General features: G+C 54.5%; 24 protein-coding genes. 13 read left to right on the top strand and 11 right to left on the bottom strand.

Translation table 11 applies throughout. The features are described from left to right. Positions 1 to 451 precede the first annotated feature (451 nt). The 3 genes from MLC70_RS15100 to MLC70_RS15090 all read left to right on the top strand — a co-directional run bounded on the left by MLC70_RS15100 (position 452) and on the right by MLC70_RS15090 (position 2,026). Positions 452 to 751, top strand: a complete 300-nt coding sequence (locus MLC70_RS15100) for a helix-turn-helix domain-containing protein (protein WP_248185182.1) — start codon at positions 452 to 454, stop codon at positions 749 to 751. Continuing rightward, positions 748 to 1,065: a HipA N-terminal domain-containing protein gene (locus MLC70_RS15095; RefSeq protein ID WP_248185180.1), complete on the top strand. Its 318-nt coding sequence runs from the start codon at positions 748 to 750 to the stop codon at positions 1,063 to 1,065. The genes MLC70_RS15100 and MLC70_RS15095 overlap by 4 nt, the downstream gene beginning before the upstream one ends. A gap of 121 nt (positions 1,066 to 1,186) precedes the next feature. After that, on the top strand, positions 1,187 to 2,026 hold the full coding sequence (locus MLC70_RS15090; RefSeq protein WP_248185177.1) for a type II toxin-antitoxin system HipA family toxin: 840 nt from the start codon (positions 1,187 to 1,189) through the stop codon (positions 2,024 to 2,026). Between the two features lie 579 nt (positions 2,027 to 2,605). Here the strand turns inward: MLC70_RS15090 and MLC70_RS15085 are convergent. Then, entirely contained in the window at positions 2,606 to 3,103 is a 498-nt protein-coding gene (locus MLC70_RS15085; protein WP_248185175.1) for a hypothetical protein, read from the bottom strand. Between the two features lie 167 nt (positions 3,104 to 3,270). After that, positions 3,271 to 3,687 carry an IS200/IS605 family transposase gene (gene tnpA / locus MLC70_RS15080; RefSeq protein WP_248185173.1) on the bottom strand — a complete coding sequence of 139 codons (417 nt, stop codon included), beginning with the start codon at positions 3,685 to 3,687 and terminating at the stop codon, positions 3,271 to 3,273. A 12-nt stretch (positions 3,688 to 3,699) separates the two neighbouring features. Between tnpA and MLC70_RS15075 the strand changes: the two genes are divergently transcribed. Further along, positions 3,700 to 5,004, top strand: a complete 1,305-nt coding sequence (locus MLC70_RS15075) for an RNA-guided endonuclease InsQ/TnpB family protein (protein WP_248185171.1) — start codon at positions 3,700 to 3,702, stop codon at positions 5,002 to 5,004. On the opposite strand, the gene MLC70_RS15070 is transcribed toward MLC70_RS15075, so the two are convergent. Next, on the bottom strand, positions 4,978 to 5,619 hold the full coding sequence (locus tag MLC70_RS15070) for a hypothetical protein (RefSeq protein WP_248185168.1): 642 nt from the start codon (positions 5,617 to 5,619) through the stop codon (positions 4,978 to 4,980). The two genes, MLC70_RS15075 and MLC70_RS15070, sit on opposite strands and share 27 nt — an antisense overlap. A 411-nt stretch (positions 5,620 to 6,030) precedes the next feature. On the opposite strand from MLC70_RS15070, the gene MLC70_RS15065 reads away from it, so the two are divergent. The 3 genes from MLC70_RS15065 (at position 6,031) to MLC70_RS15055 (ending at position 7,544) form a co-directional block, all read left to right on the top strand. Further along, entirely contained in the window at positions 6,031 to 6,687 is a 657-nt protein-coding gene (locus tag MLC70_RS15065; RefSeq protein WP_248185166.1) for a hypothetical protein, read from the top strand. A 175-nt stretch (positions 6,688 to 6,862) separates the two neighbouring features. Further along, positions 6,863 to 7,111 carry a type II toxin-antitoxin system Phd/YefM family antitoxin gene (locus tag MLC70_RS15060; protein WP_248185165.1) on the top strand — a complete coding sequence of 83 codons (249 nt, stop codon included), beginning with the start codon at positions 6,863 to 6,865 and terminating at the stop codon, positions 7,109 to 7,111. 181 nt (positions 7,112 to 7,292) lie between these two features. Next, positions 7,293 to 7,544, top strand: coding sequence for a type II toxin-antitoxin system Phd/YefM family antitoxin (locus MLC70_RS15055; protein ID WP_248185186.1), 252 nt, complete (start codon positions 7,293 to 7,295; stop codon positions 7,542 to 7,544). 116 nt (positions 7,545 to 7,660) lie between these two features. Here MLC70_RS15055 and MLC70_RS15050 read toward each other — a convergent pair whose 3' ends face one another. The 3 genes from MLC70_RS15050 to MLC70_RS15040 all read right to left on the bottom strand — a co-directional run bounded on the left by MLC70_RS15050 (position 7,661) and on the right by MLC70_RS15040 (position 9,730). Then, the gene (locus MLC70_RS15050) at positions 7,661 to 7,969 is read right to left on the bottom strand and encodes a hypothetical protein (protein WP_248185163.1); all 309 of its coding nucleotides are present in this window, start codon (positions 7,967 to 7,969) and stop codon (positions 7,661 to 7,663) included. A gap of 216 nt (positions 7,970 to 8,185) precedes the next feature. Then, positions 8,186 to 9,400: a DUF4236 domain-containing protein gene (locus tag MLC70_RS15045; RefSeq protein ID WP_248185162.1), complete on the bottom strand. Its 1,215-nt coding sequence runs from the start codon at positions 9,398 to 9,400 to the stop codon at positions 8,186 to 8,188. 15 nt (positions 9,401 to 9,415) lie between these two features. Beyond that, positions 9,416 to 9,730: a hypothetical protein gene (locus tag MLC70_RS15040; RefSeq protein ID WP_248185161.1), complete on the bottom strand. Its 315-nt coding sequence runs from the start codon at positions 9,728 to 9,730 to the stop codon at positions 9,416 to 9,418. Between the two features lie 262 nt (positions 9,731 to 9,992). On the opposite strand from MLC70_RS15040, the gene MLC70_RS15035 reads away from it, so the two are divergent. Beyond that, on the top strand, positions 9,993 to 10,610 hold the full coding sequence (locus tag MLC70_RS15035; protein WP_248185158.1) for a hypothetical protein: 618 nt from the start codon (positions 9,993 to 9,995) through the stop codon (positions 10,608 to 10,610). Between the two features lie 87 nt (positions 10,611 to 10,697). On the opposite strand, the gene MLC70_RS15030 is transcribed toward MLC70_RS15035, so the two are convergent. Next, on the bottom strand, positions 10,698 to 11,207 hold the full coding sequence (locus MLC70_RS15030; RefSeq protein WP_282448485.1) for a 3'-5' exonuclease: 510 nt from the start codon (positions 11,205 to 11,207) through the stop codon (positions 10,698 to 10,700). Between the two features lie 92 nt (positions 11,208 to 11,299). Between MLC70_RS15030 and MLC70_RS15025 the strand changes: the two genes are divergently transcribed. Next, positions 11,300 to 11,752 (top strand): hypothetical protein, encoded by a 453-nt coding sequence (locus MLC70_RS15025; RefSeq protein ID WP_248185154.1) that lies wholly within the window; start codon positions 11,300 to 11,302, stop codon positions 11,750 to 11,752. Positions 11,753 to 11,764: 12 nt separating this feature from the next. Here MLC70_RS15025 and MLC70_RS15020 read toward each other — a convergent pair whose 3' ends face one another. The 4 genes from MLC70_RS15020 to MLC70_RS15005 all read right to left on the bottom strand — a co-directional run bounded on the left by MLC70_RS15020 (position 11,765) and on the right by MLC70_RS15005 (position 15,059). Further along, the gene (locus MLC70_RS15020; RefSeq protein ID WP_248185152.1) at positions 11,765 to 12,478 is read right to left on the bottom strand and encodes a hypothetical protein; all 714 of its coding nucleotides are present in this window, start codon (positions 12,476 to 12,478) and stop codon (positions 11,765 to 11,767) included. A 34-nt stretch (positions 12,479 to 12,512) separates the two neighbouring features. After that, positions 12,513 to 13,862, bottom strand: a complete 1,350-nt coding sequence (locus tag MLC70_RS15015) for a type II toxin-antitoxin system HipA family toxin (RefSeq protein WP_248185150.1) — start codon at positions 13,860 to 13,862, stop codon at positions 12,513 to 12,515. Then, entirely contained in the window at positions 13,856 to 14,212 is a 357-nt protein-coding gene (locus MLC70_RS15010; RefSeq protein WP_282448484.1) for a helix-turn-helix domain-containing protein, read from the bottom strand. The genes MLC70_RS15015 and MLC70_RS15010 overlap by 7 nt, the downstream gene beginning before the upstream one ends. 214 nt (positions 14,213 to 14,426) lie before the next feature. After that, the gene (locus MLC70_RS15005; protein WP_248185184.1) at positions 14,427 to 15,059 is read right to left on the bottom strand and encodes a metallophosphatase domain-containing protein; all 633 of its coding nucleotides are present in this window, start codon (positions 15,057 to 15,059) and stop codon (positions 14,427 to 14,429) included. Positions 15,060 to 15,255: 196 nt separating this feature from the next. On the opposite strand from MLC70_RS15005, the gene MLC70_RS15000 reads away from it, so the two are divergent. From MLC70_RS15000 to MLC70_RS14985, 4 genes are all read left to right on the top strand, one after another. Then, positions 15,256 to 15,885, top strand: coding sequence for a restriction endonuclease subunit S (locus MLC70_RS15000; RefSeq protein ID WP_248185145.1), 630 nt, complete (start codon positions 15,256 to 15,258; stop codon positions 15,883 to 15,885). Further along, positions 15,882 to 17,399, top strand: a complete 1,518-nt coding sequence (locus MLC70_RS14995; protein ID WP_248185144.1) for a type I restriction-modification system subunit M — start codon at positions 15,882 to 15,884, stop codon at positions 17,397 to 17,399. Before MLC70_RS15000 ends, MLC70_RS14995 begins: the two co-directional genes overlap by 4 nt. Next, a complete protein-coding gene (locus MLC70_RS14990) occupies positions 17,389 to 18,465 on the top strand; it encodes a PDDEXK nuclease domain-containing protein (RefSeq protein WP_248185141.1) in 1,077 nt (358 codons plus the stop codon). Before MLC70_RS14995 ends, MLC70_RS14990 begins: the two co-directional genes overlap by 11 nt. Positions 18,466 to 18,563: 98 nt before the next feature. Continuing rightward, positions 18,564 to 19,790 carry a restriction endonuclease subunit S gene (locus tag MLC70_RS14985; protein WP_248185140.1) on the top strand — a complete coding sequence of 409 codons (1,227 nt, stop codon included), beginning with the start codon at positions 18,564 to 18,566 and terminating at the stop codon, positions 19,788 to 19,790. Positions 19,791 to 19,848: the final 58 nt, after the last annotated feature.

Genomic DNA, 19,848 nt, shown 5'->3' with positions numbered 1-19,848 from the left:
TGTTGTTTTGGCGAACTCAAAACTAACCGGTTTTACCGCCGTCTCCTACTTTTTCACGCTAACCCGCGATGAACCTTAAAATTTTCCCCGCGATCAAGTGCCCCTCTAAAGACCTCTCGGGCCGGCGTCAGTTTTATCAGACTTTAACGCCAACCGACAGCGAAGCGACTCCGGTGTTGCCCGCCTGGTCGGTCGCTGCGATTTACGCGTTTTGAACAGAACCCGACACTGGGAAAATACTTTCTCTCGAGAAACTCTGCTACCGGCGAGAAGCCCAGCTCAGACCCTAATGCACTGGTTAAGGCTCCCAAGAAAACGACAGTATAATGATCCAAACGCACAAAAAAGATGCTATACGACGATAAAGTGATGTCAAGATAGCTTAACACCAGTATACTGACGGGAAGAGCGGAGAAGCGACCACAACGACAGTAAAGTGTTGGAGATTGACATGAAATCAAAGCAAGGGCTCCTGAAAGCGTTACGCGCACAGATCGCCCAGTTGGAGGCGCTTGAGGACCAAATCGAGAATTCTGAGGAACCCGATCTGAGGCCCGTGCAAGATCTTGGGGAAATAGTAGAGACTCGCAGAGAAGCCTTGTCACTCAGTGCCGAAGATGTCGCCGAGTTGTGCGGGGCATCGGCCACCACCATTCGCGCCATTGAGAAGGGCACCGGCAACCCGACTCTCAAAACCCTGACCGGAATTGGCAACGTTCTAAACCTCAAGCTATGGATCGAACTCAAATGAAGGCGGTAGTGAAGATGTATGGACGGCGTGCCGGGCTCCTGGAGCGCCACGGGGAAACCGTTACGTTCCAATACGACACAGACTATCTGTCGCTGAACCAGCCACCGCTAAGCATGAGCCTTCCGTTGCAGGAGGAGCCTTACGAGAGCCAAGGGCTGCCGCCCTACTTCAGTGGGCTGGTCAGCGAAGGCTGGCTACGGCGGGTACAAGCCACAGAGCAACGCATTGATCCCGGCGATACCTTTTCACTGTTGGTGCATAACGGTGAGGATTTACCTGGAGCTGTCACCATTGAACTGCTTGATATGCCTTAAAACGATCGCGAAGCCGGGCAAAACCAACCCGCATTACCACGCGAAATGTCTCGAACACATGTTTGGCGATCGGCGGCCACGGTTAGACCTGGCGGAAAGTCGGGGCGATCTCGTTACGTCTATGCCGCGCAAAACCGAAGGGTTTTCGATCAGTGGCGTGCAGATGAAAGCTCAGGTCGAGCTGGCGGATCGCGAGTTACGTCTTGTCGACAACGGCGGGCAGTTCATCATGAAGCCTTCGCCGGAGGAGTACCCACATGTTGCCGAGAATGAACACGCGACACTCACGTTGATGGCCCGGCTGGGATTCCCGGTACCGCCGTGCGGCCTAATCGAGTTGAAGGACAAACACTTGGTGTTTCTGATCCGGCGTTATGACCGGGAGTTCTCTACCGGAGAGAAGCGACATCAGGAAGACGCCATGCAAGCCCTGGGGATCTCCAATGCCGATTCGTCGCAGAAGTACATAGCGGCGAGCTACCAGGAAGTCATAGAGCTGATCATTGACCGTGCCGGCATGGCGGTTGGCATCGAGCTGCTTGAGCGCATCGCGTTCAGCTATCTGGTCGGCAACGACGACCATCACCTCAAAAACATCAGCTTTGTTCACGATGGGCTGGTCAAGCTTGCGCCCTGCTACGACGTACTGGCGTCATCCCTCTACACCAACAACGCTGCCGAATCGCCGATGGCTCTCAGGATGCTCAGGCAGGGAGAGCCCGAGGCGTATGCGCAGATGGGCACCGGATTCTATTACGGCGCAGACTTCTTGGAGCTGGGGACAAAGGCCGGCTTGCGAGCGCGAGCGGTGACCAGTCGGTTAATGGCACTGGGGAGGCGAGTATCGGACATCGCGCCGGAGGTTATACAGGCATCGTTCATGCCGGAAGAAATGAAATCACTCTACCAAGCTTTGGTGGATCAGCGCCTGAAATTCTTTGAGGTCATGCAGGATTTCTGAGAACCAAGACGGGGTAGCAGGGTGTCGGCCCGCCCGGCTGCATTTCGCGCAGTCATGAGATCATCGGGGCGTGGACGATTGACAGGCGCTAGCTATTTCTAGAGGGTGTGCGGAGTATATCTTGTGCCATATAACTATATATACTCGTTTGGGACGGCGCAACGAAAACACGCCGGTGTAATCAGAGTGCTTGACCTCGATAACCACAGGAGTGCCAAACACTCCATACCCTTAGAGTTCGATAAAAAGACTCGTTCAGGCCATCGGATCGACCATTTTAGCCTGCACTTTCTGGTTAGTTTTGGTTAGTTTTGGTTAGTTTTGGTTAGTTTTGGTTAATTTTGGTTAGTTTTGGTTTGTTTTGGCTTAATTAACCTTTAATCGCGGGGAGTCAGCTCTGATAAGAATCTATGCTGCCTTTGTCTGGCGGCTACAAGCGGGGTTTTGTGCTTGTGTTTGGGGGTAACGGCGATTTTCAACCCAGTTGTCCAAATGACCGCGTTTAAGCGGCCAGTTTATTACGCTCAATTTCCTTCAATTTGCCAGGATTGAGCGATACCGGTCCGGACATCTACAGTCTCATGGCCGGTCAGATCTGCAAGCGGTGATCTCGCTGTGGCGCACACGCACGACACCCAAGACGGCTGCGCCACGGTGGCCAAATGACACCTCGGGCGATGTCTCGAACTCGATGGCCGGATGGCTGGCGGCCCTCCCGTAGCACTCTGCAAGTTGATCCGCGCCGTCGCAATACTCAGGAATGTCTGCGTCCAACTCGGACACCCAGAACCAGACATCCACGAGGACACCGTCGTCTGTCGTTTGAACCGGCAAATCCGGCACCTCGACTCGATCATCGCCGCTATGGAGCGTTCGGACATGATGGCGAGTCCGTTCGTCGTCGGTGAGATCATCGGGTTGCCAGTGCAAATCCACAATCTGGCCCAGCCGGTTGCCGGCCGCGGTGCGAGCGGCACCCGTGGCGTCGAGTTCATGCTCGATGTCGGACATGGACGCCGATAAGGGCATCCACCCAGCCAATGCAGCCAGCGCTTCGTTTTTGTCGGATGTACTCAAACGACGATCCTCGACCAGTACCTGGTAGCGTTTTGAAGGCTTTAAATGCACCGTTTTCCCTCAATCAGTGAGTTGTGCTTCCCATTCTCCATAGGTTGACCAAAATGCGCGACAAGCCCCGTACTTTTAGTGCGGGGAAGGATAGCGCTGGGAGGCGCTAGCCTCCCTCAATGCGGTCGGGTTTGTTGTTCAATGTATTGCCTGATCACTGAGATAGGCGCACCACCAACGCTACCGGCGTAGTAACTGGGACTCCATAGCGCGTTTTTCATGTATGCAGGTTTAATCAGCTCCGGGTGTAGTTGCTTGAGCCTCCGACTCGACACACCTTTCAGACTGTTAACCAGTTTCGACAAGGCCACCTTCGGCGGAAAATTCACCAGCAGGTGAACGTGGTCGGCCTCGCCATTGAACTCCACAAGCTCCGTTTCAAAGTCCTCGCAAACGCTGCGAAAGACGCTTTCCAGCGACCTAAGATGTTCATCAGTAAACACAACGCCTCGGTACTTTGTGATAAAGACCAAATGAGCATGTAGATCAAAAACGCAGTGTCTGCCTGTTCTATACTGGTTGTGTACTTTCATAGACCAATTATAATGGAAGATATGAAGCACACCAAGACCCTTAAAGTTCGCGTCCGAGACAAGCATCGTCCGCTGCTGAACCAAATGGCACGGTCGGTCAATTTCGTTTGGAACTACGTCAACGAACTCAGTCACCGCTCAATCAAAGAGCGCGGTGTGTTTCTGTCTGCTTACGATATTCAGAAGTACACCCAAGGTGCGCATAAGGAGCTGGGGCTGCACAGCCACACGGTTCAGAAAGTGGGCGCGGAGTACGGCACCCGCCGTAAGCAGTTCAAAAAGAGCAAGCTGGCGTGGCGCAAGTCTGGCGGTGTCCGCCGCTCGCTGGGGTGGATACCGATCAATACTGGTATGGCGAAGTGGAAGAACGGGCAGGTTTACCACAACGGTCAATACTTCAAAGTCTGGGACAGCTACAACCTGTCGCGGTACACGTTCAGGTCTGCCTCGTTCAACGAGGACGCCCGTGGACACTGGTACTTCAATGTCGTGGTTGAAGTTGAGGTAGATATGCCTGCCGGTCAAGACAAGATCGGTATCGACCTTGGGCTGAAGGATACCGCCACCTCCTCGGATGGCGCAAAGTTGGAAGCTGGACGTTTCTACCGTGATTTGGAATCAAAGCTGGCTGTTGCACAACGCGCCGGTAAGAAAAAGCGCATCAAAGCGATTCATGCCAAGATCGCCAACCGGCGCAAAGACGCTCTGCACAAATTCAGTCGCCAATTGGTTAACCGCTCAGGCGAAATCTACGTTGGCAACGTGAAATCATCCTCGTTGGCCAAAACCAAGATGGCCAAGTCAGTGCTGGACGCTGGCTGGGCTATGCTGAAAACAATGCTGGAATACAAATGCGATAGCGCAGGCATTGTTTTTAAAGAGGTCAACGAGTCGTACACCACCCAAGCCTGTTCGTGCTGCGGTTGTATTTCCGTCAGTAGTCCGAAGGGTAGAGCAGGCTTGCGAATAAGAGAGTGGACTTGCAGTGAGTGTGGTGTCACTCACGACCGCGATGTAAACGCGGCCAAGAACATTCTTGCGGTCGGGCATGGCCGTCCTGTAGAGGGAATCCCCGCGCTAAAGCACGGGGAGGATGTCAATTACCTGCAAGCAGGGATGATCAGAGCCGGAATCGCTAAATCAGCCTTGGAAAGCCCCGCTTACACCGATGTGACTAACGCGGGCAGCATTGCAGAAGCCCTGGAAGTGTGCCATTTGGGAATCATTGGATTTGGTGAGCCGCCGCTGTCTCAGTCAAACGGATGGCTAAGGTCGCGCAGCACAGGTCGATTAGCTAGGAAACGGCTCATGGCGTAGCTTTTCGTATAATTGCCATGCTTTCTTCCGGTTGAGCTCATCCAGGCTCCAATTGTGCGCCAGCATTTGGATCAACGTGTAATTGTCCGATTCAAAAATGTCCCTCAACACTTTGACCGGCAGGTTTGGCTCATCGGCTATCTCGGCAAGGAGCAAATACTGCAGGTGTCGGCGATGCATGTCACTGACGGGTAAGCCGGATATCAGTCCTTGCAGATCCTCATAACGCTCCATAATCGGTAATGCTTTTAGGTTACCCCTCAGCTCACGACTGGCGGATCCGTTGCCTTGAGCCCAGCCATCGCTTCGCATGATCGTGACCACGCGCATCAAATTGTCTCTGTATTTTCGCATCTCGTCAGTCATTTGGCTCAGCGAAAATAGCTCACGAACACGATCAATATGCCACCGCCGGACGTTGTCGCTGTTATTTGATAAGCCTTGGATGGCCAATCCTGCATCGATGCCGCTTTGGGTTGGCGAGCCGTCGACCTGGCTGAAACCCAGCTGGGTAAGCTTCCGAACGATCTGCTGTTCGCTCATATCCAGAGCGCGGGCAATGGATGAGAGCGGCTGGAATCGTGTAATTGAAGAATTGTTTGGCTCATATGACATGAATAGTAAATCCTGGAAGTGCTTTGGTCTGAAGCAGTGGCACACGGGCACCTGATGAACGCGAATTGTCAGCCTCGAACAAATAACCCCCGCGCTCCTCTGGAGAAAACAGGCTGATCACCATAAAGGGCATTCGTGTGAGAAAAATAGAATAAACCGCTTGGTTTCTCCACCTTTGCAGAATCAGTACCAATTTCCGATGTTAATATGCGAATGATCACTGCGATGCGATGCCCACCCTGGACCGTCATCGTGGACCAATCAACGTGTCCAGTTCAGACATCCCCATGGTCGGCTGGCCCATGATAAAGTGTGACGAACGTCACGTTCGCGATTGCAGAGATGAATCAAGCCAGCCCGTCGAATCGCCCATCCATCCCTATGCCTGATTTTCGGGAACCAATCCCGAGAATGAGCATTAACGGGTTTCCTACCCGCTTTCGCCGGGATCCTATTGGCGACAACCTGGTACTTTGGGTGCCCCAGCGAGTGACCCGGAACCGCAGAAGCCGTGGCTGGCTGATCGATATCAAACACGCTCATGGGAGAGTGCGGGTGTGGGAGGGCGATCGTGGTCGAACGCCGCTGAAGTCGCTCCAGTCAGCCTGGCACAGACTCATCAGGCATTTGCACCAGTTGGAGAGCCCTTATATCAACAATCGTCGTGCAGCGCCTGGTGGGAAGCCGCGGATCAAGGCGCTCGACACCGGTGTTGAGGGGGTACTGATCGCTCGCCAGAGAGCCCGCAATGGCCGGGCCAACACGGTGTCAGTGCGGTTGTTCCAACGCATTGAAACAAAGGTGGGGGCATCTAAGCCCATCTCCCTCGATACGGTGCACATCAGTGAATCGAAATACCAGAACGATCCTGCTGGCGAACAGCAGCGCTTCGAGCAAGGGTTGTGCCTAGCTATGGCGGTGCGCAGCCGCTACCTTCAGGACTATGCGGAGACCGGCCCATTGCCAACCCCGATTCAGGTTCAGGACATAGAGCCGGAAACCGTTCCCAGCAAGCCCGTGGTTCGACTCGATCTGGGCAAAGTCTTTGATACTTTTAGCGTGTTTTGAAATTCCGGCCCCTCCAAGCCAAGAAGGCTGTGGGATCAGATTAAAGTTGGTGACAAGATAATAGAGTTGGTATCTGAAAAATTGCTTTATGCAATCTATTAAAAAGTCTTTGTCTTGCGCATGAGCCTGATCGCGCTAAAGTTATTACCTTTTAACCGGTCTTTTCGGGGGTGTTGTGGCCAATCAAATTTATTCTGAAGTGACCGCGAGCATTTCAGAGTTTAAAAAAAATCCGATGGCGGCCGTGGACTCAGGAGAGGGGTTTCCGATCGTTGTTCTGAACCGCAACAAACCGGCGTTTTACTGCGTTCCGGCTGAAATCTACGAAGCGATGCTTGACCGACTAGACGACCAAGAGATGGTGGAAATCGTGAAAGAGAGACTTGTAGAGCCAACTATTCGAGTCGATCTGAATAAGCTTTAAGTATTCGCTAGCCTGGAGCGCTAAATTTTCGAGAATGAACGTAATCCTTCCATCGTTAATGACGATGGAGGCGTAACCTATAACTGAAAAACGAAACCCTAGTACGGAAAGGTTGCTCTTTCTTGGCTTTGCACATGTAGTAACATATCAATATATGTCAAACGTGCGAGGTGTTACCGTGATAATCACCACTTTCTCAAGTCGCGAGTTCAACCAACGCACAAGCGAAGCAAAACGAGCCGCGAATGATGGCTTGGTTTTCATCACAGACCGGGGCCGTCCGGCTCACGTGCTCATGAGCATCGAGGAGTATCAGCGCATCACCGGAAACCACAAAAAAATTGCCGATTTACTGGCAATGCCGGAGATGGCCGATATGGACCTTGATATTCCGCGTTCGCGTGAACCTGCACGGCCGGCAGATCTGTCGTAGGATGTTTATTCTTGATACAGCCGTTGACCAGCGGAGTGCTTCATACAAAGGCAGGGGGCAGGTCAGAATGATTCCCCCAAATGAAGAGCGACACGTTGTTGGCTTCCTAGACGTTGCTAAGAAGACTGGGTAGAAGCTTTGCGGGCTTCGGCTGGCCATCGTGCAGCAAGCAAATTAGCAGCCTCAAACACATTCAGGCCCATGTTTCGGGCACTCGGCAAATTGTCGTTAATAGCGGTGACGATTGCATAGACGGATGGGCAATCTCTGGTAACAGTCACCGTACTATCATCTTCGGTCATCAGGCGAACGTCCTCAAAGGTCATGCTCATGTGTCCGACGAACGATTCGGAGTTTTGGTAGCCGGTCATGGTCAACGTAAAAGATCCAAACTCGACTGAAAACTCGAAAATAGTATGTCCCACGCCCAATTCCTCGTTTTGCTGTTTTAGCGTGCAGATAAAGTACATCTTTTAAAAACATAGCTCATCTTTATGGAATCGTGAATTTGTAATGGGCAGTTTGTGTGAGTGAGACTTTAATGGGTGTGCGGATCGCGATGTCGTTGAACGCTTTGTGAGCTTGGTGGGAGCAAATGTTGTACAGCATGCTGCATGTGCAAGTGAGGAGGGCATCACGTTCTATGCAAGCAAGTCGGACTCCGACAGCGGCTTCAGCACTCCAGTTGCTGTCATCTTCCGGGCCATGGTGAACCTGGCGAGGGCGTCGACGGGATCCACGGATACCAGGTTGCTGAAGTTCAGGCCTTCCCAAGCCGAGCGTCCGACTCGGACATCCAGAAAGTAGCAGTTTTCCTCGTGTCCGGTCGCCGGGTTGATCTCGCTGGTGAAGGCGGACAGCGCAACCGTCTCAATGCTGGGATTAACGGCGAAGGCCTCGCCGATCAGCCGAAAGGCCATCGCGTGAGTGTATCGAGCGAATAGCTGGTTGCGCTTGCGCGTCGAAAAGGGCTTCACGGACAGCCCAATGCCACGCTTATAGGCGGCCACATCCTCAGCAGGTAGCGTTTCGATCGCAGGCAGCTCCAGCTCAATGTCGAATTCCGACGTCGCGTCTTTGGCCTCGATCGCAATGTCGCCCTCCAGCGGCCAGTCGATGTCGTCGAGACGGTCCTCGAACACAGACTCCATAGCGCGCCAGTCTCCCTTCTCCGCCCGCCGGTAAAGAGCGGCGCGTTCAGCCTCTGCCTGCTCGTGTGCCTGAACGGCGAGTTGCCAGCTCTGGTGTTGCTTGCGGTAGCTGGCCAAGATCTCATGGTTTTTGCGCTCTACAGCTTCGCGTTTACTGCGAAACAACCGGGCAAAGACGCCCAGCTCGAGTAGCGCCGGCCGCACCGGCTCTGGCGTGTTGAAAGGGGTGGAACTGCAGGTTGGTTGCGCCGTGGGCGCGGGCGTGTCCTCATGAACGGTCTCGTAAGCCCGAAGCCGTTGGTTGTGCTTGGCAACATGAGCGTCCAGGGCCTGGCGCAGTGAATCGGCCGCGTAGGTCTTTGCGGCTTCAAGCCCGGCTTCCCCGAGGTCATCGCCATGTTCATCCAATACGCGGATGGACCCGTCTTCCGATTGAATGTGCACCTGGTGAATTCGGTGGGCGACGTCCGGAAGCCGGCCCCGGGAGGGTACTTCCCCCGCTGGTCCGGATCCGGGCGCTTTGTGCTCAAACCGTTCCCGATAACTCAACCCGGTACCTGGCAGGCCGACGTTGCCCCACAGCCCCTGCTTGTTCCAGGTGACGGATGCGCCTCGGGCGCCGGCGGAGAGGCTCACGCCGCGCTTGCCGAGGTTTACCCGCAGGCCTGGGGCAATGCGGATTGATCGCCGAAAACGAAAAGCCATGTGTCCGGGCCTCGGTTAATGTCGAGAAGGTTTGGCGCGCGCGTTGTGGACCTCAACGGGCCACCGGGCGGCCAGCAGAGTGGCGGCCTCAAAAACGTTCAGGCCAAGGCTGCGGGCATTCGGAAAGCTGTCGTTGATGACTGTGACGATCTCTGAGACGGACGGGCGATCCCCGTGGACGGTCGCGGTGCCATCCTCAGCGGTCAGCATACGAATACCCTCGAAGGTCATGCTCAGATGTCCAATGAACGTCTCGGCTCCATGGTGACCGGTCATGGTCAGTGTGAAGTTCCCATATTCAATCGCAAATTCGAAAGCGGTGTTCCCCACGCTCAGTGTCTCCTATGGCTGGTTGCAGCGTGTGTTTTGCATACGCATTAACGTCATCGGCAGCTCAAAGGCCAGTACCAGATGATACGACGGTGGGAAGTGTGAATCGACAAGATGACCACGCTGCGACGGGTTTTAAATCCGCAATGCGCGTGACGAATACAGTCTGGCTCGCTACGATCAGTGCGTAAATTAGCGCTGGCGGCTCTAATTTCTCAGCCCAGCGTTGGTTTCGTTATCGTGAGAAGCGGCAGGAGTTGGCGTGAGCAAACTATCCTCTCGCCCCAGCAAGCGGGCGTACTATGATGTTTTCCGTGATCGGCGATTTACCCGCCAAGATCTCTGGCGGGTATTTGCCAATCCCTACTTGACGGCTGGCGGGAAAGACGCGTGGCCAAAGGATGATTTCATGTCCTGGCTGGATCTGGATACCAAGACCTGGATCGAGTCGGCACCTGGCGTCAGGGGAGGTGAGGGATGGCGGTTAAGCCGCTCGGTTATCCAACACTTCACAGATCAGCACACGGACCATCTGAAAGTGCGCATAGAGGTCTGTGAACGCATTAGCCAAGTAGAGGTTCGACTAGGAGAGCTCACGGTCCAGGAGCATCTGTCGCAGCGACGCTCTATCGAGATTTGGTGGATGTTCGAGCCTTCGGTACCGATCCCGGGCCCGGACATTAATCAGCGGCGGCGTGACCCGCTGCAGTACTTCATTTTCGCGGCCCCAGCCGCGACCCCGCAGGAAGAACTTCAGCGCCGTGTAAAGGCTGCCGAAGCCCATGTCATTGCGTTGATCGAAGCTGAGCAGACAAGAATCGCAAGCAATTTGCTTGCCTTACAGAATCTGTTGGAGGGCATCAGGCGAAACCGCTCCTAATCCTGCCGACAGTCCTGCGCTCTTCATCGTCGTCTGGAGTGACTCGCGGCGTCCCAGCCATACGCGCCAAAGAACGCGGCTGCTGGATCACGGCGAGTGTTCACAAAATGATGCGCTGTAGGCGTCTGCCAAACGTTTTGCGTCAGGCAGGGCACGATGTTGAGCAGGGTGAGTGCGCAGATGTTTGCATAGCCGCACGGTGGCCGCAGATCCGATCTCACCGAACACTTCCCGTATATCCAGAATACGAAAGTCTCTTTGAAGGCCTGCCGCCTGCATAAGACGATTGACCCAGAATGAGTCGAAATCCGGCGCGTCGCTGATGATGTCTTCAAGCTGAAGGCTTCTGGCAAGCCTGGCCGCAGCCTCATTAACATCAAGGCCATCCGTCAATTCGGCTCGTGAAAGTCCGTGGATTCTTTCCGCATTTGGATCCCAGTACACCCAGTCGTGTGGTGGCCGAATCCGAAAGTTGTCTGCATTGCCCAAACTGTCGACCCAGGCGATCTCTATCGGGTAGCTGTTTATCATGTCCAACCCGGACGCCTCGACATCTATGAATGTTTTCAGGGGAATGGCTGGGATACTGAGGGACATAACCGGTCTAATTTCTGATAATGTGAACGGCTAGGTTAGCAGATCGACGGCGTCGAGTTCAGGACTTCACCATTGTGCGACTGGGGGATAACATGACGAAAAAGTTCAGTGAAAAAGAGCTCCTCGAAGGTCTGGACGCCCATGGTGCGCACGCCGATGAAGTCGCCACGCCAACGCCCGAAGAGCTGGAGCCATTGGCACGTCTACGGGGATCGGTACTGAAATACGAGGATCCGCTGGCGGACACTTGGGATGCATGGTTTGACTCTGATCCGCGTGAAGAAAGCGAGTTTCTTGAGCGTCGTGATCAGCCAACGCAATCCGCCAAAGCGAAGATCGAAACACTCGCCCAGCGCCACGATGTGGTCGAGCTTCTGACCGAATCTGCAGAAATGGCCGAGGTGCTCAATAAGCTGACAACCGAAGACGGAGCGCTTGATGATACGGAGCTGTTACTCGCCGCACTGGAACACTCTGGCGTCCTTCGGGACGACCAGGTGATGGCGTTGCACGTTCAATACCTTAATGAGAAGTACGGTAGCTGACGGTGTCAGGCTCTACAACTCGTCCCTCCAGAGGCTGACACCTTCCTCCGCAATGTCCTGTATCTCACGGCCCTCTTGGCCATCAGCCGCCCGTTGCCATTGCGCTTGCCAAATAGGGTAGGGACGAATGCGCAGCTTATGGCTCAGAAGGGTATCAAACGCAATTTCTGACATCTTCAGTTTGGTCTCCAGAAAATCCCCCTCTGATGCGTTCAGGATCACAGCCAGTTCAATTTCGTCGTCCGCGGCATAATGACCCCGCGCGCGGGCGCCAAACAAAACGAGCTCGGTGACAGGGAATTTGCGCAGGCACGCTGTCCCGAACTGCAGGGCAGCCTGCACGGCGTCAGACTGGTTCAACAAAACGGACATTTCGTTGCCGACCTCTGGGGACCGGTCCCAATCGGTTACCTCTTGTGGCATTGGGGCACTAGGGTCACAGTCTTCCACCAGGTCGGCCAACGTGTATCGGGCTTTGGGTGTCTGACCTCGACGATGCCCGCGATAACCCAGGATCACCACAGCCGGGTGCGTCCGACCGCCATCGCCCCCGAAGTCTGACGGGCTTTGGAATTGGCCGTCGTATTCCTGCGCCTTTCGGAACGCGAAGACCGGTTTCTGGGTGATTTCCTGGATGCCGTCGAATCCGGTTTCATACCCCTCAACCAGCACCGGCGCGGATGGATCGTACTCGGACAACAGGGCGATCAGTTCTTCTACAGTCATGGGCGCATCCTCGATCATCATTTGGCCGTGGTTTTCAGCCATCTAGGCTCAGTCGCAGATTGGCCTCAATCTCATCCACCAGAGAGGCGGGAACCTCGTTGTCAGTGGCCATTATGCGCCAACGAGATACGGCTTCGGTACATTGCTCAATAATGTCATTGGCGTTGCGCTCTTTGAAGTTTCCGATCTGGGTGGCAACCGACAGCAGGTCGTTACGAGTAAAAGCGGAGCGTTTCCCGTTTAAACTCATGTTGTGCTGTTCAACCCAATGAGACCCGGGTTTATAGCTATACGCTACATCGTAAGCCGGAGAGAGACGCCACTTTCCATCTTTATTCGTCAGGAACGAGAAGTTTTTGGTGTGATCGTCTTGGTTTCTGGCTACCACGTTGAAAACCATACGACGGTATATCTCGAGGGCCTCGGTCCTGGAGAGTCTCAAGCGCCGCGCTACTTGGAAAAGCTCCTCGTAGCTGAACTGACCTGGACGCTTGTAGTCGGCATGGGCCATCGCGCAGAGAGTCTGCATATGGATCTTGTGATTCCCTTTCCGATCAAAGCGACGGGTCAGAAAGTGTGCCCGGGGGCCGTCTGCCAGAATTTCACAAGGTTCCATCTGAATGCCGGCGGCAGTCGCCATCTGATAGTAGGTGTACTCCATGAGGCCATAGCCCTTGGGGTCACCGAAGATTTCGCTGTTGCTCGTGTGCTCAACGACGCCGTCGAATTTTAATAGGTAGTGCTCGTAGCCTTCCGGAGCGTCCACCTGTCCCGATCGGATGTCCGTGCGGTTTTTGTTCAGCGCAACCACAGCTTTCGGCCGGGCTCCGCCGGCGGAGGAGCCGACCTGAAAAATGGAGCTGATCCCATGATTATTATCCGGGGCAAGGGAGCCTCCGGCCCGGCTGCGCTCGTCTAACACGCGCTGTGCTGTGCTGATGAGCGTGTCGAGTTCAAAGGATTCGCCGCTTTCGAGGGAGTTGTGCGCAATTGCTGGGCGGAATTCCAGCGCGCCCATGCCGCGGCTACCCGTATACAGAAGCCGCTCAACCGACGTGAAGGTGGCAGGGTCTCGGCCCTGGCGAGCCAGCCAGGCGTTGATAACTGCATTGCCGAAATCGTCCGGAAGAATGTCGGCGAAGCATCCGGGCAGCCCCTTGTAGGTTTCCGGATTCAGGGATGCGAACTCGAATACGTCCCGGCGTGCACCGAGCGGCATCTGCAACGGGGCAATCTCCAGGCCATCCTCTTTCCAGCCAGGGTCATAACCGAACCTGTATGCACCTGTGCTGCGATCATACATCAGCGCACCGACACGCTCGCCCCATAGCATGACCTCGGCATAATCTGTGGGATCTAGGCCGTTGTTTTTATCTCTCACCATCCGAGATCACCGCCTTCATCGTTCTGCGTCTTTTGCTGGCTGTTCAGACGATCGGGCACTGCATCAAGCTGCGCGGTGTACCGACGCTTTTTCTTAAACAGGGCTGGATTTGCGGGCGGCGGCTCGATAAACGTTTCGAGCTGGTCCAGAGCCTCAAGGGCTCGCAGAGCGGCAATCAGGATCGTCAGCTTGCCGTGCCCCTCGTCAAGCAGGCGACGGACGGTTGGCTGACTGACGCCAAGCTCCTCGCCAAGCTCGTCTCGGCTCATTTTGCGATCTTCCCGCAGGCGATCGAGTCGCCGGCCAATCTCTTGGCACCAAGTTTTGTCGCTTAAAGCGTAAGGGTCCATCTGGTACTCTCCGGCAGCACTTACGGACAGTATAGAGTATTATAAAATGAAAGTAATCTTTCAAAACCGGATCATTTAATTCATGAAATGAAAATATTGTTTCACATTTGCATAGTTCCGAAGATTGCCACGATGATGAAAGTGAAAGAATTGGTTCAGATAAATGGCGCTCGGGTATAAAAATGAAAGAAACTATTCATATTGGGCTCAATGTTTAAAGATCCAGCACGATTGGCGGATTGGTAGGGGAGTACCGAGCAGTACACGTGCTGGCGTTGATCAATCGTGTCTGACCGCGCTCATAGCATCCATAGCCCTCGTGGATATGACCAAAGATGTGGGCTTTGAGTGATAGCTGGTCGATGCGTGACAGAAGATCGAAACAGCCCACGTTCTGGCACGTGAACCCCAGGCTTACCTGATCACCGATGCTCTTGGGCGGGCCATGGGTGATCAGTACGTCTGTATCGTCGGGGATCATCTGCCACTTCTGAAAAAGCGGCTGCCCACGATCAAGCATGAAGGCCCAGTCCATGAAAGTGGGTGTCCAGGGTGCCCCCCAGAATCGGACGCCGTTAATCTCGACGCCACTGTCTTCAAGATAGATGGCATTGGTCAGAGCCTGTCGGGCCAGCTCCGGGGTCTCCTGGAAGGCCCAATCATGGTTGCCGGCAATGACAATCTTGTGTCGATGCGGCAGTGTGCCGAGCCAATCGTTCAGCTCCTCGATGTTCTCAAGGGTTCCCTGACCCAGGCAGTCGCCGGCGTGCACCAGAATATCCCCGTCGGGTATCTCTGGAATACGCCTGTGGAGGCTGTGGGTGTCGGACACGCTTACGATACGCATAGGATCTTGCTGGTACTCATGCTGGTCTTTGAGCTCTATATTGCCCGCAGCGAAGTCGCGCCGCAAACGCCAGCGCAGCGACATGACATGTCGGTACGCCGTAGTACTATGCGCCGAAAAACATAAAACGCATCTTGCGGGATAATGCAAAAATGGCTAGCCTCATCGTAACTGATTACATCTTTGAGCATATTGCATGAGCAATCAAGCTAACCATCAGGCTTCGTTAAGCAGCCTGGCGACCATTCGCCCGGGCTATCCGTTCCGCGGCAAGCTGGCGATGGACAAGAACGGAAATGCCTCCGTCGTGCAGTTCCGGCACCTGGTGGTTGGAGTGGCCCTGGACGACAAGGACGGCAAAACCCTGGACCGGGTGATGCTGCCCGGCCGGCGGCGCCCGGATTATCTTTGGCCCGGGGATATTCTGTTCATGGCCCGAGGCGCCCGGAACGACGCGGCGGTGGTTAAGGCCCTGCCACCTGATACCGTGTGTACCCCGAACTTTTTCCACCTGCGGATCAAGCCCGAGGCCTGCAGGTTGATGCCGGAATTTCTGGCCTGGCAGTTGAACCATGTGGACGCCCAGCGGTACTTCGCAATGTGTTCGCAAGGATCTGCGACCCCGAACGTGACAAAGACCCAGCTGAGTGAACTGCCCGTGATGGTTCCGCCCATCGATCAGCAGACGCGAATGATGCAGCTCGTCGATGCTGCGAGGCGCGAGTCTGATCTCTTGGAACAGTTGATTGAAAACCGGCAATGCATGATTGATGCGGTTGCCCGACAAATACTTCGCCCGGATACGACAACAGGAACGCGAGCATGAACAACGATTCGATCAAGCAGGAACAGATCAACAAAGCGGTTTGGAACGCATGTGATACCTTCCGGGGCACGGTGGATCCCAGTATCTACAAGGATTACGTCCTCACGATGCTGTTTGTGAAGTACCTGAGTGATGTCTGGCAGGACCACTATGACACCTACAAGGCGGAGTATGGGGATGCGCCGGAGCTGATCGACGAACTCATGAAGAACGAGCGCTTTGTGCTGCCGCGGGACGCTGGGTTCTATGCGCTCCACGACCAGCGTCATGAGCCTGGCAACGGGGAGCGGATCGACAAGGCTCTGCACGCCATTGAGGAGGCGAACATCGTCAAGCTGGCGGACGTGTTCCAGGACATCAGCTTCAACTCCAACAAACTCGGGGACGAGAAGCAGAAAAACGAGATCCTGCGCCATATCCTGGAAGACTTCGCCCGGCCGGAGCTTAACCTGCGTCCGAGTCGGATCGGCAAACTGGATGTCATCGGCAACGCCTACGAATACCTGATCAAGAATTTCGCGGCCACCTCTGGCAAGAAGGCCGGTGAGTTTTACACCCCGCCGGAAGTCTCCGAGCTGATGGCCGAGATTGTTGACCCCAAGGAAGGTGACGAAATCTGCGACCCCGCCTGTGGGTCTGCCTCGTTGCTACTCAAATGCGCCAACCAGATCCGCAAAGACCATGATGGCTCAAAGAGCTTCGCGCTGTTTGGTCAGGAAGCGATCGGCAGCACCTGGGCCCTGGCCAAGATGAACATGTTTCTGCACGGCATCGATAACCACAAGCTTGAATGGGGCGACACGATCCGTAATCCCAAGCTGCTCGATGCCAACGGTGGCCTGAAGCACTTTGACATCGTGGTAGCCAATCCTCCCTTTTCGTTGGAGAAGTGGGGCGTTGAGGGCGCTGACAGCGATCCCTTCACCCGCTTCCGCCGGGGCGTTCCGCCGAAGACCAAAGGCGACTACGCCTTTATTCTTCACATGATCGAGACAATGAAGCCGAAGACCGGCCGCATGGCGGTGGTCGTGCCCCACGGCGTTCTGTTCCGGGGATCCAGCGAAGGCAAGATCCGTCAGAAGCTGATCGAAGAAAACCTTCTGGATGCCGTCATCGGCCTGCCTGAAAAGCTGTTTTACGGAACCGGCATTCCCGCGGCTGTCTTGATATTCCGCAAGGACAAGACCGACAACAACGTGCTGTTCATCGACGCCAGTCGAGAATTCAAAGCCGGCAAGAACCAGAACCAGTTGTCCGATGAGAACATCGCCAAGGTAGTCGACACCTACAAGCAGCGCGAGAACCTCGACAAGTACGCCTATCTGGCCAGCCTGGAGGAGATCCAGGAAAACGACTTCAACCTCAACATCCCCCGCTACGTGGACACCTTCGAGGAAGAGGAAGAGATCGACTTAATGACCGTGCAAGCGGAACGGAAAGAGATCGAGGCTGAGATTGCGAAGCTGAACGAGCAGATGGACGGGTATTTGAAGGAGCTGGGGTATGGTGCCTGAAAAAGGCAAGGAGCCACGGGCCATCGAGCCCAGCCCACGACTGGTGTCCGAGATTCGAGAGCTGATCGAGACAGCGCGGCAACAGGTTGTGCAGGTGGTCAACAGCTCCATGGTACAGACCTACTGGCACATTGGTCGGCTCATCGTCGAAGACGAGCAACAGGGCGAGGCTCGGGCCGCCTACGGTAAGCAGCAGCTGCAACGTCTGTCCCGCGAGCTTACCCAAGAGTTCGGCAAGGGCTTTGATGTGACCAATCTGCGGAACATGCGCCGGTTCTATGAGGTCTTTCCAAAACGAGACGCACTGCGTCTTGATTTGAGCTGGACGCACTACCGCATCTTGCTCCGGGTTGAGAGCTCGCAGGCCCGGGAGTGGTATATGGCCGAGGCGGCCAGTCAGCACTGGAGCAGCCGGGCGCTGGAACGGCAGATAGGCACCCTGTATTACGAACGGCTGCTCAGCAGTCAGGATCGGACAGCCGTGCAGCAGGAAGCAGAGGCCCAGACGCGCCCACTGTCCGAACGGGACGCCAGAAACTATCTGCGCGACCCCTATGTATTGGACTTCCTCAATCTGCCCGCTGAGCGGTACCTGGAAGCTGACCTCGAGCGGGGCCTGATCGACAACTTGCAGGCCTTCCTGCTCGAACTGGGCAAGGGGTTCGCGTTCGTGGCTCGACAGCAGCGCATCAGCACGGACGACCAGGACTTTTATATCGACTTGGTGTTCTACAACTTCAAACTCAAATGCTTCCTCCTGGTGGATCTCAAGCTGGGCAAGCTCACCCATCAGGATGTGGGGCAGATGGACAGCTATATCCGTATCTACGACCAGCACCGCAAGGGTGACGACGACAACCCGACGATTGGTCTGATCCTATGCAGCCAAAAAAGCGAGGCAGTCGTGAAATACTCCGTGCTCACTGACAGTGAGCAGATGTTTGCGGCGAAGTACTTGCCCTACTTGCCGACAGAAGAAGAGCTGCGCCGGGAGTTGGAGCGTGAGCGAAGTCTGGTACAGCAGCAAATTGAACAGGCGAACGCGCCGGGAGAGAGCAATGACTGAAATGATTATTCGGCGGGGTGTGAGTTCTCGGATGCGAGCCGGATGTGGGATTGAGAAGCTGAACGAGCAGATGGACGGGTATCTGAAGGAGCTGGGTTATGATGCAGAATGATCGGTTAACTGCTCTCGATGATTTCGTGGATAGCGGTGCCCCCATCTGCTACGGGATCCTGAAACCCGGAAAGCATATTCCTAACGGTGTGCCTGTAATAAAAGTAAAAAATATAATGGGGGGGGGCGTATTAGAAAGAGGCTTGCTGAAGACCTCACAGGAAATACACCAGCAATATAAAAGGGCCGAGGTGCGATACGGAGACCTCCTGTTAACCATCCGTGGTTCTACTGGCCGTGTCGCTATGGTTCCAAAGTCACTTGATGGGGCCAACATTACTCAGGATACGGCGAGAATCAGGGTTTCATCGGACGATGATCCGTGGTTTGTGTTTTATGCTCTCCAAGCTCCCAACGTGCAAAGGCAAGTTGAGCTCAACACTGTTGGCCAGGCCGTTAAAGGGATTAACATCGCTGAAGTCCGCAAACTCAAGATATTTCATCCTCCACGGAATCAACAGAAAAAAATCGCCCAGATCCTCTCCACCTGGGATCAGGCCATCACCGCCACCGAGCGCTTGCTTGAGAACAGCCAGCAGCGGAAGAAAGGGTTAATGCAGCAATTGCTGACCGGGAAGAAGCGGTTGCCGGGGTTTGAGGGGGAGTGGACTCAAGTACCTCTTGGCTCGATATTTAGCCGAGTTACGACACGGAACGAGGGACAAAGCACAAATGTTGTCACTATTTCTGGTCAGCGAGGCCTAATACGTCAGCAAGAATTTTTTAAAAAGAGCGTTGCATCAGAAACTCTTGATGGATATTACCTACTCAAGAAGGGACAGTTTGCTTACAACAAAAGCTACTCAAACGGTTACCCGATGGGTGCAATAAAACGTTTGAATCGCTATGGGGACGGTGTAGTCACAACGCTCTATATCTGTTTTGAGCTATCTGATACAAACGTAGCTGATAGTGATTTTTATGAGCAGTACTTCGAATCAGGACTGATGATCAACGGGTTGATGCAAATCGCCCACGAAGGTGGGCGAGCTCATGGTCTACTGAATGTAAAACCGTCCGATTTCTTTTCATTGAAGCTTCTCTTGCCTCCACTGGTCGAACAAAAAGCAATCTCGCTTTTGCTTTCCAAAGTTGGCGATGAGGTTGATGCACAAAAACGACGGCTAAACCACCTCAAGCAGGAAAAGAGATCCCTGATGCAGCAACTCCTGACCGGCAAACGCCGGGTAAAGGTGGACGCTAATGCTTCCTGAATGTTGCAGCCTGGTTGCCAGAAGCAGCCAGGTGGTGCATATTTCTATCACGACTCTC

Origin of the sequence: Marinobacter goseongensis, assembly GCF_023156235.1 — a bacterium.
Lineage (GTDB): Bacteria > Pseudomonadota > Gammaproteobacteria > Pseudomonadales > Oleiphilaceae > Marinobacter > Marinobacter goseongensis.
This window is presented reverse-complemented; position numbering and strand designations above follow the sequence as displayed.